16 protein-coding genes and 1 tRNA gene are annotated in these 15,248 nt (G+C 69.3%); 9 read left to right on the forward strand and 8 right to left on the reverse strand.

Translation table 11 applies throughout. From position 1 onward, the window contains the following. Positions 1 to 11: 11 nt before the first annotated feature. From EO776_RS06400 to EO776_RS06425, 6 genes are all read right to left on the reverse strand, one after another. Positions 12 to 665: a MogA/MoaB family molybdenum cofactor biosynthesis protein gene (locus EO776_RS06400; protein ID WP_049929805.1), complete on the reverse strand. Its 654-nt coding sequence runs from the start codon at positions 663 to 665 to the stop codon at positions 12 to 14. Between the two features lie 109 nt (positions 666 to 774). Continuing rightward, positions 775 to 1,191 (reverse strand): DUF7124 domain-containing protein, encoded by a 417-nt coding sequence (locus EO776_RS06405; RefSeq protein ID WP_049929803.1) that lies wholly within the window; start codon positions 1,189 to 1,191, stop codon positions 775 to 777. Positions 1,192 to 1,294: 103 nt separating this feature from the next. Beyond that, complete coding sequence (locus EO776_RS06410) at positions 1,295 to 1,510, reverse strand: hypothetical protein (protein ID WP_049929801.1); 216 nt, start codon at positions 1,508 to 1,510, stop codon at positions 1,295 to 1,297. Positions 1,511 to 1,636: 126 nt separating this feature from the next. Further along, positions 1,637 to 3,847: a PAS domain S-box protein gene (locus EO776_RS06415; protein WP_100050435.1), complete on the reverse strand. Its 2,211-nt coding sequence runs from the start codon at positions 3,845 to 3,847 to the stop codon at positions 1,637 to 1,639. 61 nt (positions 3,848 to 3,908) lie between these two features. Next, complete coding sequence (locus tag EO776_RS06420) at positions 3,909 to 5,147, reverse strand: NAD(P)/FAD-dependent oxidoreductase (protein WP_049929797.1); 1,239 nt, start codon at positions 5,145 to 5,147, stop codon at positions 3,909 to 3,911. A 158-nt stretch (positions 5,148 to 5,305) separates the two neighbouring features. Next, a complete protein-coding gene (locus tag EO776_RS06425; protein WP_049929795.1) occupies positions 5,306 to 5,875 on the reverse strand; it encodes a DUF1684 domain-containing protein in 570 nt (189 codons plus the stop codon). A 106-nt stretch (positions 5,876 to 5,981) separates the two neighbouring features. On the opposite strand from EO776_RS06425, the gene EO776_RS06430 reads away from it, so the two are divergent. The 4 genes from EO776_RS06430 to EO776_RS06445 all read left to right on the forward strand — a co-directional run bounded on the left by EO776_RS06430 (position 5,982) and on the right by EO776_RS06445 (position 9,549). Next, complete coding sequence (locus EO776_RS06430) at positions 5,982 to 7,202, forward strand: outer membrane protein assembly factor BamB family protein (protein WP_241897928.1); 1,221 nt, start codon at positions 5,982 to 5,984, stop codon at positions 7,200 to 7,202. 72 nt (positions 7,203 to 7,274) lie between these two features. Beyond that, positions 7,275 to 7,871, forward strand: coding sequence for a DUF6149 family protein (locus EO776_RS06435; RefSeq protein WP_049929791.1), 597 nt, complete (start codon positions 7,275 to 7,277; stop codon positions 7,869 to 7,871). 113 nt (positions 7,872 to 7,984) lie between these two features. Beyond that, the gene (locus tag EO776_RS06440) at positions 7,985 to 9,001 is read left to right on the forward strand and encodes an AI-2E family transporter (RefSeq protein WP_086216545.1); all 1,017 of its coding nucleotides are present in this window, start codon (positions 7,985 to 7,987) and stop codon (positions 8,999 to 9,001) included. Between the two features lie 35 nt (positions 9,002 to 9,036). Further along, on the forward strand, positions 9,037 to 9,549 hold the full coding sequence (locus EO776_RS06445; RefSeq protein WP_094519521.1) for a TspO/MBR family protein: 513 nt from the start codon (positions 9,037 to 9,039) through the stop codon (positions 9,547 to 9,549). On the opposite strand, the gene EO776_RS06450 is transcribed toward EO776_RS06445, so the two are convergent. Further along, a complete protein-coding gene (locus tag EO776_RS06450; protein WP_049929784.1) occupies positions 9,546 to 10,175 on the reverse strand; it encodes a GNAT family N-acetyltransferase in 630 nt (209 codons plus the stop codon). The two genes, EO776_RS06445 and EO776_RS06450, sit on opposite strands and share 4 nt — an antisense overlap. 72 nt (positions 10,176 to 10,247) lie before the next feature. On the opposite strand from EO776_RS06450, the gene EO776_RS06455 reads away from it, so the two are divergent. After that, the gene (locus tag EO776_RS06455) at positions 10,248 to 10,823 is read left to right on the forward strand and encodes a class I SAM-dependent methyltransferase (RefSeq protein WP_049929783.1); all 576 of its coding nucleotides are present in this window, start codon (positions 10,248 to 10,250) and stop codon (positions 10,821 to 10,823) included. Positions 10,824 to 10,874: 51 nt separating this feature from the next. Here the strand turns inward: EO776_RS06455 and EO776_RS06460 are convergent, their stop codons facing one another. Next, positions 10,875 to 12,302 (reverse strand): ATP-binding protein, encoded by a 1,428-nt coding sequence (locus tag EO776_RS06460; RefSeq protein ID WP_086216548.1) that lies wholly within the window; start codon positions 12,300 to 12,302, stop codon positions 10,875 to 10,877. A gap of 157 nt (positions 12,303 to 12,459) precedes the next feature. Here EO776_RS06460 and idi point away from each other — a divergent pair, with 157 nt between their 5' ends. From idi to sod, 4 genes are all read left to right on the forward strand, one after another. After that, positions 12,460 to 13,068 carry an isopentenyl-diphosphate Delta-isomerase gene (gene idi, locus EO776_RS06465; protein ID WP_049929779.1) on the forward strand — a complete coding sequence of 203 codons (609 nt, stop codon included), beginning with the start codon at positions 12,460 to 12,462 and terminating at the stop codon, positions 13,066 to 13,068. A gap of 96 nt (positions 13,069 to 13,164) precedes the next feature. Next, a complete protein-coding gene (locus tag EO776_RS06470; RefSeq protein WP_049929778.1) occupies positions 13,165 to 13,920 on the forward strand; it encodes a DUF2064 domain-containing protein in 756 nt (251 codons plus the stop codon). A 78-nt stretch (positions 13,921 to 13,998) separates the two neighbouring features. Then, positions 13,999 to 14,082: transfer RNA gene (locus EO776_RS06475), tRNA-Ser, on the forward strand. Between the two features lie 384 nt (positions 14,083 to 14,466). Then, positions 14,467 to 15,066, forward strand: a complete 600-nt coding sequence (sod, locus tag EO776_RS06480) for a superoxide dismutase (RefSeq protein WP_049929776.1) — start codon at positions 14,467 to 14,469, stop codon at positions 15,064 to 15,066. Positions 15,067 to 15,248 lie beyond the last annotated feature (182 nt).

The raw sequence follows: 15,248 nt of genomic DNA on the forward strand, positions 1-15,248 counted from the left end.
GGGTCCGGGCGTCAGGCCCCGTCGCTCGGCGAATCTTCGTCGCCGTCGGCTTGCCCGTCGGCGTCTTTCTCGTCACCTTCCTCGTCGAGGCCCCGCCCGGCGAGGCCGACGAGGTGGCCGACCTCGGCGAGTATGATCTCGTCGACGCCGAGCTGAACCGCGTTCTCCGAGCCCGGCAGACAGAACACCGGCGTGGCGGAGACGACCCCGGCGGTCGCGCGCGACCCGATCGTCCGCGTGCCGACCGCCTCGTGAGAGAGCCGGCGGAACAGCTCGCCGAACCCGGGGAGCCGCTTCGCGAACAGCCCTCGCACGGCCTCCGGCGTGACGTCGTCCGGCGTGACGCCCGTCCCGCCGGTGGTCACCACCGCGTCGGTGTCCTTCCGGCGGGCGAGGCGGTCGACGGTGCCTTGGACGCTGTCGTAGTCGTCGGGGATCAGCTCGCGGACAGCCACCTCGTGGCCCGCCTCCTCGAACGCGGCCGCGACGTAGTCGCCCGCCGGGTCCTCGTCCGCTGACCGCGAGGAGGACACGGTGACGACCGCGACCGCGACCGACTCGGCGTCGTGGTGGTGATGGTGGTCGCGGCCGTGGTCGTGGTCATGACCGTGACCGTGATCCTCTCGGTCGTCGTGGCTGTGGCCGTGGTCGTCGTGGTCGCTCATGGACCGACGTTCGGCGCCCGCGTGAAAACATCTCCCGGTCGGCGAGCCGCGCATGGCCGTTCCGGGCGACCGCCGGAGGGCCGGAGTCCGCTCGGAGACCCGTCGCCGCTCAGGGCCAGTCGTCTCGGGCCTGCTCTTCCGGCGCCTCGTCGGTCTCGTCCTCGGTCGCGAGCGTCCACTCCGCAGCCTCGGCAGCGTCCTCGACGTGAAGGAACTCCCAGTCGGTCGCCTCGGCGACCGCCTCGTCCTCGTCGTCGATCCCGACGAAGACGTGGCGGTCCGTGTCGAACTGGCCGCTGATGTTCTCTAAGCTCTCCTCGACGCCGCGCGGCCCGGAGAAGAAGTCCTGTCGCACGCGGTGTTTCCGCGTGAAGTTCGTGACGACGTAGGTCGGCTTCTCGCTGACGACGCCGACGTACTCCGTCCACTGTCGGGCGTTGTTGAACACCGCGTTGGGGTCCGCGAGCGCTTTCAGCGCCTTCAGCTCGAACGCCAGCGTCATGTCTGTGGATCCGCCGCTGTCCATGCGCCAGGTTACCCCCGCCCGGCGAAAACAACTTCGCTTCCGCGCAGCCACCCCCTCCGCCGCTCACCGACCGGTCGCGGTCCTCTCGGCGGCCGCGGGGGTCTCACCGCGCTCGCACCCGATAGTAATCGGTGAACTTCACCACGTCGCCGTCGTCGAGGTCGCCGGTCTCCGGCGCCGTCTGCGGCTCGTCGGCTAGCTCCCGCACGATCTCCTGTTCGTCGTCGTCCAGTTCGTCGTAGTGCCGGACCCGCGCGTCGGCCGGAACGCGACCGGTGCGACGCAGCCGTAGCCGCCGTCCGGTGTCTCTAAGTGACATGTGGTACCGTATGACATGGTTAATCATAAACGTTTCGCGGCGGTCGCTGACTCGACCGACGCCGTTCGCCCCGCGTCGCGGGCGCGACGTTCCACCGCCGTTGGCAGCGGTTCGATTGTCGGCGGCTCAGTCGTCCGCTCGGGGGAGCGTGAGCGTGATCGCCGTACCGCGGGGCTCCGCGCTCGCGACGGCGGCCGAGCCGCCCGACTGCCGAACGACCCAGTAGACGAGCCACAGCCCGAGGCCGCTGCCGTGGTACAGCGCGTCGACCGCCGTGCCTCCGACGAGGACGTCTCGGTCCATCCCGGTCAACCCCGGCCCGTCGTCCTCGACGCGGACCTCGACCGCGTCGGGCCGGGCCTCGACCGACACCGCGACGGTCGGCCGGTCGCGGTCGTGATGTTCGACCGCGTTTCGGACCAGTTCGTCGATCGCCCGCGAGATCCACGTCGTCGCGGACGCCGTCGCGTGCCCGTCGTCGGGCACCGAGACGCCGACCGTCGCGTTCGGGAACTCCTCGTCCCGCTCCGCGGCCACCTGTCGGGCGACGCGCCCGATGTCGACGGGTTCGGTCTCCGGCGCGTCGCTCAGCACCTCGGTGATGTGGTGGGACTTCTCGCTCGTCTCCAGCAGGTCGTCGGCCCGCGACACGATGTACTCGGCCGCGTCGGCGGGGTCGACGGCCCCCGCCGCGATCTGCTTCGCCCGTCCCCGGACGACCGTCAGCGCGTTCCGGAGGTTGTGCTGGAGGACTCTGTCGACGACCCTGAGCTGTCGCGCGCGGTTCTCGCTGTCGGTCACGTCCCGAAGCACGCCGACGACCCCGGCGGGCTCCTCGCTCTCGGGGCTGTCGAGGGGGTAGTACCGCACGTCCATCGTCCGCGTCCCGCGGGTCGGGTGCGTCCGGGTCGTCCGGTACTCCACCGACTCCCCCCGGAGCGCGCTCTCCACCTCACGCTCGACCCGCCGGTAGTCGTCGTCGGGGACGATGTCGGCGAGCGTCACGTCCGTCACGTCGCCGTCGCCGAGGTCGTGATACTCGCGGTACTGGGGGTTCGCGAACAGGAGTCGACCCTCGCGGTCGACCGCGGCGATGAGGTCGGTCGCGCCGTTGATCGCGCGCTCGTACCGCTCCAAGTCGCGTTCGCGCTCCTTGCGCTCGGTGACGTCCCGACAGATGGCGAACGTGCCGGCCAGATCGCCGTCGGCGTCGTAGTAGGGGTACCGCTGCGTGCTGAACGTCGCCGCCCGGTCGCTCTCGGGGAACGTCGGCGATATCTCGTACTCGGTCATCGCCTCGGTTTCGAGCACCTCCCGCCGCCGCGCGTCGACCTCGGCGGCCGCCTCCGGGTCCATGAACGCGAACTCGTCGCCGCCGTACAGCTCCTCGCGGGGTATCCCGGCGAACTCGCTCACCGCCTCGTTGAGCAGCTCGAACTCGCCGTCGCGGTTCTGGAGGAGGACAGGGTCGTCGAGCTGCTCGACGATGTCCCGGTACTGCTTCAACCGCCCCGTTGCGGCCTTCCGTTCCGTGATGTCCGTCTGAATGGCGACGAACCGCGTGATCTCGCCGTCGTCGTCGACGACCGGCGCGATGGTCTGGTGGGCGTGGTACGGCGTGCCGTCGCGCCGCCGGTCAACGATCTCCTCTTCCCACACGTCCCCGGCCAAGAGCGTCGACCACAGCGCGTCGTAGTACTCGTCGGACATCTCGCCGGAGTTGAGTATCGCCGGCGTCTCCCCTAGGGCCTCCGCGGTCTCGTAGCCGGTGTTGTCCGTGAACGCCGGGTTGACGTACTCGATCGTCCCGTCGGTGTCGGTGACGTAGATCGCGTGCCCGGCGTGTTCGACGAGGTTGCGGAACGTCTCCGCCCGCTGCCCGCCGATCTCCTCGACGCCGTCGCGGAAGATCCCAGTGTACACCGCGTCGCAGTCGTCCGGACTCGGCTCGCCGTCGCCGCCCCCGCTGCCGTCGTCGTCTCCGTCGCCGTCGCGGCCCTCTCGACCCGGGCCGTGTTCGTGAAAGCGGGCGGAGAACGTCACCGTGTGACCGTCGGCGTGCCGGATCGGCACCGAGACGCTCCCGCTCTCGTCGAGCCCCTCGGCCCGAGCGAGCCGGTCGCGAACCGACCTGCTACCCGCATCGCCCACGTCCGACACGACGACGGAGGCGAGGTCGCGTCCAAGTAGCTCGTCGGGCGCGTAGCCGAACGCCGCTTCGGTCGCGGGGTTGACGTAGACGACGGTCCCCTCGCGGTCGAGTGAGACCACCGGGTCCGAACACTCCGCGACGAAGGCGGCGAAGAACTCGTTGTCGGGGGACCGTCCGGAGCTCATCGGTATGAGGAATACGCGCTCGCGGCCCAAAAGGTACCGGAACTCGCGGCGGCGCCGCGGTCTACTGCTCCGTCGTCGCCGCCAGGTCGTCGACTGAGAACCCGGGCTCCATGAGGAGGTCGGTCTGCCCGCTCACGTCGCGCCCCTCGCGCATCAGCTGCTTGAAGGCGGACTGCGGCGAGAGGTCGCCGATGAGCACGCCGCCCACGACCTTCCCGTCCTTCAGCGCGACGCGGCGCCACTCGTTCTCGCCGGTGGTCGCCTCCACGGAGTCGTCGCCGAGCGTCGGGTGGCCGAACGAGAGGAACGGGAAGTCGAAGTGCGTGATCGAGTACGAGGAGACCCACTCGAACTCCTCGGCGCCGTAGTCGACCATGCTCCGGGCGGCGATCGTCCCCTGCTCTTTCGCGGACCCCCACGAGCCGTTCTTCGCGCGCTCGCCGAGGATGAGGTCGTTGAACGTCGTGATGTCGCCCGCGGCGAACACGTTGTCGACGTTGGTTCGCATGAACTCGTCGACGACGATGCCGTCGTCGAGCTCCAGCGGCGTGTCTTGGAGGAGCTCGGTGTTGAAGTCGAGCCCGATGGCGACGCCCGCGAAGTCGCACTCGTAGCGCTCGCCGTTCGGGTCGACCGCGGCCTCGACGTGGCCGTCGTCGTCGACCTCGAAGTGGTCCACGCCCGAGCCGAAGACGGGCTCGACGCCGCGCTCGCGCATCGCCTCGTGCATGATCTCTGCGCCCTCCTCCGAGAGCGCGTAGCGCCACCAGTTGTCGCCGCGCATGAGGTACTTCGCCTCGACGCCCTGCGCGCCGCAGATGGCCGCGAAGTCGATGCCGAGCAGTCCGGCGCCGACGATGACAGCCTGCTCGGCGCCCTCGACGCTCTCTTTGATCCGGCGGGCGTCCTGGAAGGTCCAGAAGTGGTGGATCCCCTCCGCGTCGGCGTTCTCGACCGGGAGCTGCTGGGGCGTGCCGCCGACGGCCAGCAGGAGGGAATCGTACTCGAACGTCTCGCCCTCGTGGGTGTGGACCGCGTCGTTCTCGATGTCGATGTCGACGACGACCGTGTTGAGCCGGAGGTCGACGTCGTGGTCGTCGTACCACGATTCCTGATGGATCGAGATCGGGGCCTCGGGGAGCTTCCCCTTCGCGTACTCCTTGATCAGGATCCGGTTGTAGAGGGACTCTCCCTCGTCCGTGAGAACCGTGATCTCGGCGTCGGGCACTTCATCGCGGAGGGTCTCGGCCGCGGACGCGCCCGCGATACCGTCACCGACGATCACGTACGAATCGCTCATATCCCGGCGTTCGGATTCACGGTTAATGTGGGTTGTCATCCGCGCCCGCCACTGTGCGGCCGAGACGCACGCCCGCCGGAAACGCCGTACTCGGGGCCTTCTCGCGACGGGGCGAGGGCGGTCGATCGCGGACGCCCGCGGAAAAAGTCGCGTCCCGGTCAGTGGTCCGCGCCGGCCGGCTCCGCGGGGAAGTCCCGCTCGCCGGCCTCGATCGCGACGTCGAGCCAGTTCTCCGTCGGTACGAGCGGGCACTCGTAGGCGTGGTTGTACGCGCACGTCGGGTTGTACGCCAGGTTGAAGTCCACGATCCACTCGCCGTCGACGCGGTCGCGGTCGGGCTCCAGATCGAGGTAGCGACCGGCACCGTACGTCTCCTCGCCGCTGGTCGCGTCGCGGAACGGCACCCAGAACCGGTCCGCGCCGTCGGCCGGTCGGTACGCCTGAAGCGTCGCCTGCTCGCCGTCGACCTCGAAGCGGAACTCGCCCCAGCGGCTGTACGTCTGCTCACCGTCGGCGGTCGTCTCGACGGTCACCGTCTCCTTCTCGTCGTGCTCGTGGAGCGGGACCACGAACCGGAACGCCGGGTCCGGATCGAAGTACGCTAGTCCGGGGAACGCGTCGCCTCGCATCGAGACCGGCAGCGGCGACCGGGCCGAGTCGCGGAACTGCTCGACCTTCGCCGCTCGCTGCGCCTCCACCTGCGCCGCCCAGTCGTCAGCGTCGTCCATGATCGGCTTAGTATTGCGCTCCACACACAATAATAATTCCGACCACGGAAGCCTCGACCCCGCCGGCGACAGAAGGCACTTATAATCCTCTCGGGGACGTTGCGGCGTGAACAGACGAACTGCCCTCTCCACCTTGGCGGTCGGTGGGTTCGTCGGAGTTGGTGGCTGTCTCGACAACGTGCGCGGCGGCGACGACGAGCGATCGGACAGCGACCGCCCGGACCCCGAACTGAACCGGGAGGTCGAGACGAACGGCGCCGAGGACAGCGCACGCTCGCAGTTCCAGTGGGGACCGGCGCACGGAGGACACCGCGAGGAGGCGGGACCGAAAGACGATGTCGACGTGTTCTGGCGCCGGACGCCGTACCGGTACGACCACTCACAGCCGGTCGTCGTGGGCGATCGGGTGTACGTCTCGTTCTCGGGGACCTTGTTTCGTCTCGGTCTCGCGACCGGCGAGGTACAGTGGTCGACGGAGGTCGGTCACGACGGGTCGTCGACGCCGGCGGTTCGCGACGGCATCGCATACGTGACGGTGTGGAACGGCGGAGGCGAGACAGACCGCGGACTGGCGGCCGTCGACGCCGAGAGCGGTGAGGTGCGGTGGCGGCGGCTGACCGACGCGGAGATCACGACGGCGCCGACCGTGACCACCGACGGCGTGTTCGTGGGAGGCGGCTACGAGACGCAGACCGTCGCGGCGTTCGACCGCGACGGGACCGAACGGTGGCGCAACGACCTCGCTGAGTACGCTTCCGCGCCCGCCGTCGCCGACGGAACTGTCGTCTACGGCGCGGGCGGTCCTCGTGTCGTCGCCTACGACGCCGCCTCGGGAGCGGAACTGTGGACGACCGACGTCGACGGCGACGCGACCGCGACGCCGACCGTCGCCGACGGCCGCGTCCTGATCGGAACGCGGGCCGGGACCCTGTACGCGCTCGACCTCGGCGACGGAAGCGTTGAATGGACTGACGACCTCCCGGGGCCCGTCCGGCGATCGGTCGCCGTCACGGCCGACAGAGCGGTTGTTCCGACCGAACTCGGCCTCGTCGCCGTCGGCGACGGCGGCGAGCGCCTGTGGAGCGACGAAGAGATCGCCGGCGCGACCGCGCCGATGGTCGCGGACGGGGTCGCGTACCTCGGCGACGGTCGGACCGTCCGCGCGATCGCGGTCGAAGACGGGACAGAGCGGTGGTCCTTCCGGAGTCGCGAGCGCTCTTACACCGACGTCCTCCTCCAGGGCGTCCGCGCCGCCCCGACCGTCGTCGACGGCGTCGTCCTCGCGGCGACCCATGCGGGTGACGTGTACGCGCTCGGCGAGAGCTGAAACGGTTGCCGGGTCGCGCTTCGACCCGATGAGACGCCACACATTCAAGAGCGTCCCGGCCCAATCGCGGATATGAAAATCCGGCAGAACATCCGTCACTGGGCCGCCAAGAAGGCGCTGACCACGCCGGTCGTCGGCGACGTCGCCAACGACAAGCTCGTCGACCTCCACACGAGCATCTTCCTCAACAAGGCGGACGAGGACCGGCGCGAGGAGCGCCGCGATCACCTCGACAGCTTCTTCGACGCGACGATGGACACCTACGTCGCCGCTTTGGAGGCCGGGTTCCCGGAGGCCGAGGCCCGCGAGATCACCCACGTTCAGGCGAACTTCGACTTCTTCAACCACGGCTGGACGGAGATGATGGAGATCCCGGGCGACGAGCTCGAGGCGCACTACCGCCGGTACGAGTCCTTCTTCACCGACTTCGGGATCACCATCGACGACCCGCTGGGCGAGTTCCGCCCGCCCGAGGGTCTCGCCGAGGCCCCCGAGACGCCGGGGAAGCTCGACGAGCCGGAGTACGAGAACGCGCTAGCCGGCTTCGCCGACGACGTGTACGTCGAGACCGACGACGGCGAGACGGTAGTGGGCGGCGGCGCAGAGGAGCCAGAGGAGGTAGACCCGGCGACCGCGCCCGGCCTCGACGAAGACGAAGCGAGCGCCTGATCGCCGTCACGGTCGGTCGGTAGATCCGCCTTCGCTCTCGCGTTCGCCGGCAGACCCGCCGACCGCGTCCGCCTGCCGGGCACGTTTATAATCCGCGGGGGACACCGTGGCGTATGAACCGCGGGCAATCGTTCCTCCTCCTGCTCATGGGAGCGGTCTCGCTCCTCACGCTCTTCGTCATCCTCCCGTTCGTCGAGTACGTGATCGCGTCGGCGATCCTCGCGTTCATCCTCTACCCCTTCCACCGGCGGCTCACGCGCCGGCTCCGCCGTCGCGTCTCGACGCGGTTCGGCGAGATGCTGTCGGCGTTGACGCTCATCCTCTCCGCCATCGTCGCCGTGATCTTGCCGCTTGCGTACATCACGTTGGTGTTCGTCCGCGACCTCACCGCGATCGCGGCGGGCGAGACGTCGATAAACGTGGCCGCGATCGAAGCCGAAATCGCGACGCTCACGGGACAGGATCCCGAGATCGGCGATCTCCTCCAGACCGGCGGCGAACTACTCGTCCAGACGCTGTTCGGCGGGTTTAGCGGTGTTTTGAACACGGCGATCCGAGCGTCGGTCGGCCTGTCGCTCGCGCTCTTTCTGGTGTACTACACCCTTATCGACGGTCCGGCGTTCGTCGGGTGGATCCGAGAGACGAGCCCGCTGCCGGCGGAGGTCACAGCCGACCTCGTCGACCGCGTCAACGTGATGACTCGGGGGGTCGTCATCGGCCACATCTCGGTCGCGCTGCTCCAAGCACTGGTCGCCGGGCTCGGCTTGTGGGCCGCCGGCATCCCCAACGTGGTGTTCTGGACGTTCGTGATGGCGGTGCTGGCGCTTTTACCCCTCATCGGGGCCTTCTTCGTGTGGGGGCCGGCGGCCGCCTACCTCGTGATCATCGACCAGGTGACCGCGGGCGTGTTCCTCGCCGTCTACGGCGTCGCGGTGATCGCGATGGTTGACAACTACGCCCGACCGCTCGTCATCGACCAGCAGGCGCACCTCAACCCCGCGGTCATCCTCCTCGGCGTGTTCGGCGGCATCTACTCGGTCGGGTTCACCGGGCTCTTCGTCGGCCCCATCGTGATCGGCGTGCTCGCGGCCACGCTGGAGACGTTCCGGGAGGACTACGACGCGATCTGAGCGGGATTTAAGCCCGAGCGGGGTCGAGAACGCCCATGGCGACGACCGCGACCTCTCGGCTTCCGGACCGACGCGACATCCTCCGCATCGCCGGCGCGGCGGTCGCCGTCAACCTGATCGGCGCGCTCGGCGTCCCCTTCACCACGACACAGAGCGCGTGGTTCGCGGCGCTGGAGCTGCCCGCCTTCTACCCGCCCGGCTGGGCGTTCGGCGTCGTCTGGCCGATCCTGTACGCGCTGTGCGGCGCCGCGGCCGCCCTCGTCTCTCTCGCCGGACGCGACGGTGCGGCGTCGGCGGGGCGCGTACGAACGGCGCTCGCGCTGTTCGGGATCCAGCTCGTCCTGAACGTCACGTGGTCGCCGGTCTTCTGGGGGCTCGAACGCCCCGACCTCGGGCTCGTCGTCCTCGCCGTCCTCCTCCCCTTGGTCGTCGCGACGGTCTGGGCGTTCGACCGCGTCGACCGGCGCGCGGCGGCGCTTCTCCTCCCCTACCTCGCGTGGGTCTGCTTCGCGACCGCGCTCAATTACGCGATCTGGGCGCTCAACTAGCCGCCGTCACGCGGGCTCCGGTCGAGTTCCGGAGGCCCGCGCTTCAGCCGCTCGGCGACGAATCGGCGCTCCGCTCGACTCAGTTCCCCGTCAGTCTCGCGAAACGCTTCCAGCCCCTCGCGGTACCGCTCTGGCTCTGCGTCCGCGGGCGCCGCCGCCGGTCGCGCCAGCTCCAACTCGGCGATACCCGTCTGCTCCCCCGTGTACGCGAAGCCGCACTTGTGGCACGCCTCGTACGCGAACGGGTTGTTCACGGCGATCTTCACGCGCTCGAAGCCGGCGGCGGACAGGTCGGCGACGGTCTCACCGATGAGCCGCGGGCCGACCCCCTCGCCGCGCCGCGCGGCGTGGACGGTGACGTAGCGGAGTCGACAGCAGGAGGGGTCGGTGCGGTCCGCGGAGAATGAGACGGCGGCGATCACGTCCTCGTCGAACGCGTCGGGGTTGACCGTTTCCGGCAGCGGTTCGTCGGGCTCCCACTCCGGCGCGGCCGGGCTCCCGTCCGGCGTCCGGATCACCGACTTCCCCGGCCCGCCGACGACGAACTTCCCGGCGTACGCGAAGGCCCGGTAATCGAGCCGCAGGGTGGTCCCCTCGTCCGGGGGACAGACGAGCGCGTACTCCATAGGTCGTCGTACGGCGTCGAGCGGTTAAACACGGTCGGTGGCTCTTTATCCGTCGCCGGGCTCATTCCGCTCATGTACGGACTCGGCGACGTGGGCTTCTTCGACCGGGTAGCGCCGCTGTACGACCTCGCGATGCCGCCGGCGGACGGCGAGGCGCTCGCCGCGGGGCTCGCCCACGCCGAGTGTCCGATCGAGCGCCTCCTCGACGTCGGCGGCGGGTCCGGACGGGCGGCGGCTGCGCTGACCGGTCCCGACATCACGGTCGTCGACGCCTCCGTCGAGATGCTCTCACGGGCGCGGCGCGTCCGCGGACTCTCTGGCCTCGCCGGCGACGCGGGGCGACTCCCGTTCCGGGACGCCAGCGTCGACGCGGTCACGGTCGTCGACGCGTTCCACCACCTGCCCGATCAGGACGCCGCGCTCGCGGAGACAGCCCGCGCGCTCGTGCCCGGCGGCGCGCTCGTCGTCCGGGAGTTCGATCCGGACCACCCGCTCGGACGGCTCCTCGCCGTCGGCGAACGCGCGATCGGGATGGAGTCGCGGTTCCGCGCGCCGGACGACCTCGCGGCCGCGATGGACGACGCCGGCCTCGACCCGCGGATCGTCGATCGCGGGTTCGGCTATACGGTCGCCGGCGTTCGGCGCTGAGTCGCCGCGAACTCGGCGTTCATACTCGACCGCAGAACCGAAGCCGACGCGTCAGTCCTGCGTCCGTCCCTGCGGCTCGGCGCCGCGGGCCGGGTCGGGTGACCCCTCGTCGGCGTGATCGTGGTCGTGATCCGCGTGGTCGTGGGCGTCGTTCGACCCCGTCTCGCCGAGGACTTCGGCGCCCTCCCCGTCGATCATGTCCATGTTCTTGAGGTTGTCGCGCTCCTCGAAGTCCTCGACCGCCTCCATCACGTCCGCCTGCGTGATCGTCATCCGGTCCTCCGTGAGCGCGCCGAGGACGGCCTCGCGGAGCACCATCCGGAGGTCGGACCCGGTGAGGCCGGTGGTCCGGTCGGCGACCTCCTCGGGGTCGAAGTCCGCGATCTTCATCTCCTTGGTCACCACGCGGAGGATGTCCGCGCGCATGTCGCGGTCCGGCTTGGGGAAGTTGACGATCTCGTCGAAGCGGCGCCACGCGGCGGCGTCAAGCTGGTCCGGGTGGTTCGTCGCGCCGATGAGGAGGACCTCGTCGCGGACCAGCGACACCTCGTCGATCGACTTCAGCAGGGTGTTCACCGCGCGCTTCAGGGCGGCGTGCTCGTCCGAGCGGCGCGTCTTCGCCACCGAGTCGAACTCGTCGATGAAGAGGATACACGGCGAGAGCCGCTTGGCCACCTCGAAGCTCTTCTCGACGTTCTTCGACGTCTCGCCGAGGTACTGGCTCGTGATCATCGAGAGCTTCACCTCGACGAACGGGAGCCCGAGCTCGTGAGCGAGCGCGCGCGACACGGTGGTCTTTCCGGTGCCGGGCGGGCCGACGAACAGCAGCTTTCCGATCTCGCGGAGGCCGATCTCCGCGAGGTACTCGCGGTGTTCGATCGCCTTGACGATCTTCTGGATCTCGCCCTCCTGGTCGCCGGTCAGGACGAGGTCCGCCAGCGTCGTCTCGATCTCCTCGGGCGCGCGGACGTTGACGAGGTCGAGCATCTCCCCGTCCTCGTCCTCGTCGAAGTACTGCGAGAGCAGCGCGTCGATCCAGACGCGGTCGGCTTGGACCGGCCGCACGTCGTCTCTCGCCGCCTCGCGCGTCACCGGCGCATCGAGGTCGTCCGCGGCCTCCAAGGCGGCGACGAGCGTCGGGTTCCCGGCGATCCGGTCGTCGTCGGCGTGGTCGCGGTACCACTCCAGTCCCATTCCGGGCTGCGTCAGCGATATCTCGCCGGAGAACTCCGTGCGTTGGGTGAAGAGGAGGTCGGAGACCGCGTCCCAGGGTCGCTCGACGCCCGTCGCGGTGCGGGTGGCCTCGTCGGTCGCCTTCAGCGGTCGCTCCACGCCGCCGGGGGCGTCCTCGGCGGCGTCGGCCGACCAGAACACCTGTCGGAACCGCGGGGGCAGGTCGTTCTCGTCGAGGTCGCGGTTCTGCGTGTAGAAGTGCGTCGTCAACACGAACTCGACGACGTCGAGCGCCGGGTCACTCATCCGCGGCTAGTAGCGCCGGGACGCGGTTAAGAGCGTCGAAGCGCCCCGGGCGGCGGGCGGTAGCATCGGCGGATGGCGGGCCAAAGCGGAACGACCGGCGCGGCGAGGCGACCGTCGTATCGAACCCTTATTAGCCTTGGTCTGCGACGTACCGCGCATGAGTTCCGAAGACGCGGCCGCACCGGGGGATCCCGCCGGCGACGACGCGACCGGCGAGGCGAGCGACACCGACCACGAGAACGCGCTTCAGGACGTCATCGCTGTCGACCCGGACGACGTCGCGCAGGGAACGGTGAACCGACTCGACGCGCACACCGGCGACGGGATCCGCCACCGCGCGTTCACCTGCCTGGTCTTCGACCGGGACGGCCGGATCCTGCTGGCCCAGCGCGCGCCGAACAAGCGCCTCTGGGACGGCCACTGGGACGGCACGGTCGCCTCCCACCCCGTCGAGGGACAATCTCAGGAGGACGCTACCGAGCAGCGCCTCGAAGAGGAGCTGGGCATCTCGCCCGACCAGTACGACGACCTCCGGGTGACGGACAAGTTCGAGTACAAGCGCTACTACCCGAACGAGGGCGTCGAGTGGGAGGTGTGTGCGGTGCTGAAGGTGACCCTCGACGACACCGCCTTGGACCCGGACGACGACGAGATCGGCGGGATGCTGTGGGCCGACTACGACCACCTCCACGAGAACCCCGAGCTGTACCGGCAGCTCCGCCTCTGCCCGTGGTTCGAGATCGCGATGCGCCGCGACTTCTCTTGACCGACCGCCGCATCTCCCAGATCGGTCCGCGCGTCCGGGCTCCCCTTCCTCGGACCGAAACGGCGACTTGAAGGCGCTCCCGCGCCGCGATCCCGTATGACCGTCGTCGTCCTGCTGGCGAATCCGCCCCGCGAGGGGCTCGTCGGAACCGCGATCGCCGAGTCGACGCCGCTGTCCGCCGCCGAGGCGGCTGACCTCTACGAGGCGCAATTCCGTGACGCCGTCCTCGCGGTCGACCGCTCCGGCGGCGAGCTCCTCGTCAACTATCCCGACGACGAGGACCTCCCCGCCGAGCACCGGACGGAGACGAGTCCGGAGGCGGAGCTGCGGACGCTCGTCGCGGACACCCTCGGCGGCACCGACGAGGTCCGCTTCGAGCGGCAGGTCGGTTCGTCGTTCGGCGCGCGCGCCGGCAACACCGTCACCCACCTTTTACGCGAGGAGGGCGCCGACTCCGTCGCGGTCGTCACCCCGACCGCGCCGTTGCTCTCGCGGACGAGCGTCGACTCCGCGGCGATGAAGCTCCGGACGACCGAAGTGGTCCTCGGGCCCTCGACGGACGGCCGGGCGTACTACGCCGGGTTCACGGAACCGATCGACTTCGACGGCGCTTTCGAGGCGCCCGCGCTGCCGACGCTCGCGGAGCGCGGCCGCGACGCCGACCGCTCCGTGGACTTCGTCGAGCCGTCCCCCTCGCTGGAGACCGGGGCGGACCTCCTCGACGTGGTCCCGATGCTCCGCGCGCGGTTCGCCGCGGAGCGCGTCGTGCCGGACTACACGGCCGCGTTCGTCCACGAGAAGGGGTTGGACGTGGTCGTCGAGGACGGCGAGCAACGATTGGTTCGGGACTGAGCGTCTCGTGCGCGGCGGCGGGGCCCGGTGCGTCGGATCCGACACCACTTAGTCGTCCGACGCCGAGCAGTCACGTGTGGTGGGATGGCAGAGTGGCCCATTGCGCCTGCCTTGAAAGCAGGTAGCCTCACGGCTTCCTGGGTTCGAATCCCAGTCCCACCGTAGGTGCGCGGCGCATCTCGCGCCGCGCGCGTCTCGTGCGGGATTCGAAGCCTGTGAGTCGCAGCGCCAGAGCGGAGCGAGGGTGAACGTCTCACATCGGTTCGAATCCCAGTCCCACCGTAGGTGCGCGGCGCAGCTCGTGCTGCGCGCGTTTCGTGCGGGATTGAATCAGTGAGCGACCGCGAAACCGAATTCAGTTACTCGGTTCTCTCGACAGCCGATTCGGATCGGTCTCTCGTCTCGCGCTTTCGACCGCCGGAACCGCAATCACATCGCTGCTGGCCTGAAACGCCCGGTAACACTCACGTCCGGTGACGCGTGGTACCACGTGCCGCATTATCTTTAACAGGTTTCCGGCACATGTTCGTGATAGGTGATACAAGCATGAGTTACGAACTCGATCCGCTGCCGTACGATTACGACGCGCTGGAACCGCACATCTCCGAACAGGTGCTCGAATGGCACCATGACACCCACCACCAGGGGTACGTCAACGGCTGGAACTCCGCCGAGGAGACGCTCGAGGCCAACCGCGAGGACCACGACTTCTCCTCGTCGGCCGGGGCCATCCGCGACGTGACCCACAACTCGTCGGGCCACATCCTCCACGACCTGTTCTGGCAGAACATGTCGCCGGAGGGCGGCGACGAGCCCGAAGGAGACCTCGCCGACCGTATCGAGGAGGACTTCGGCTCGTACGAGGCCTGGAAGGGCGAGTTCGAAGCCGCCGCGGGCAGCGCGAGCGGCTGGGCCCTGCTGGTGTACGACACGTTCTCGAATCAGCTTCGCAACGTCGTGGTCGACAACCACGACGAGGGCGCGGTCTGGGGCGGTCACCCGATCCTCGCGCTCGACGTCTGGGAGCACTCCTACTACCACGACTACGGCCCGGCTCGCGGCGAGTTCGTCGACAACTTCTTTGAGGTCGTCGACTGGGACGAGCCGTCCACCCGCTACGAGCAGGCCGTCGAGCTGTTCGAGTAAGCGCGTCTCCGGACGCGTTACGCGCGTCGAGATCCGCATTTTTTCGCAGCGTGTTGCCCGGTGAGCGACGGGTTCGCGTAGGCGGTGTGAGTCATGACTGGTCGCCGGCGAGGCGATGACGAACGCCTCCGAAGCCCCAGCCGCGCTCGACTCCCACAGCTTCGCCGCGCTCCGCGGTCGTC

This window comes from Halorubrum ezzemoulense (assembly GCF_004126515.1).
Taxonomy (GTDB): domain Archaea; phylum Halobacteriota; class Halobacteria; order Halobacteriales; family Haloferacaceae; genus Halorubrum; species Halorubrum ezzemoulense.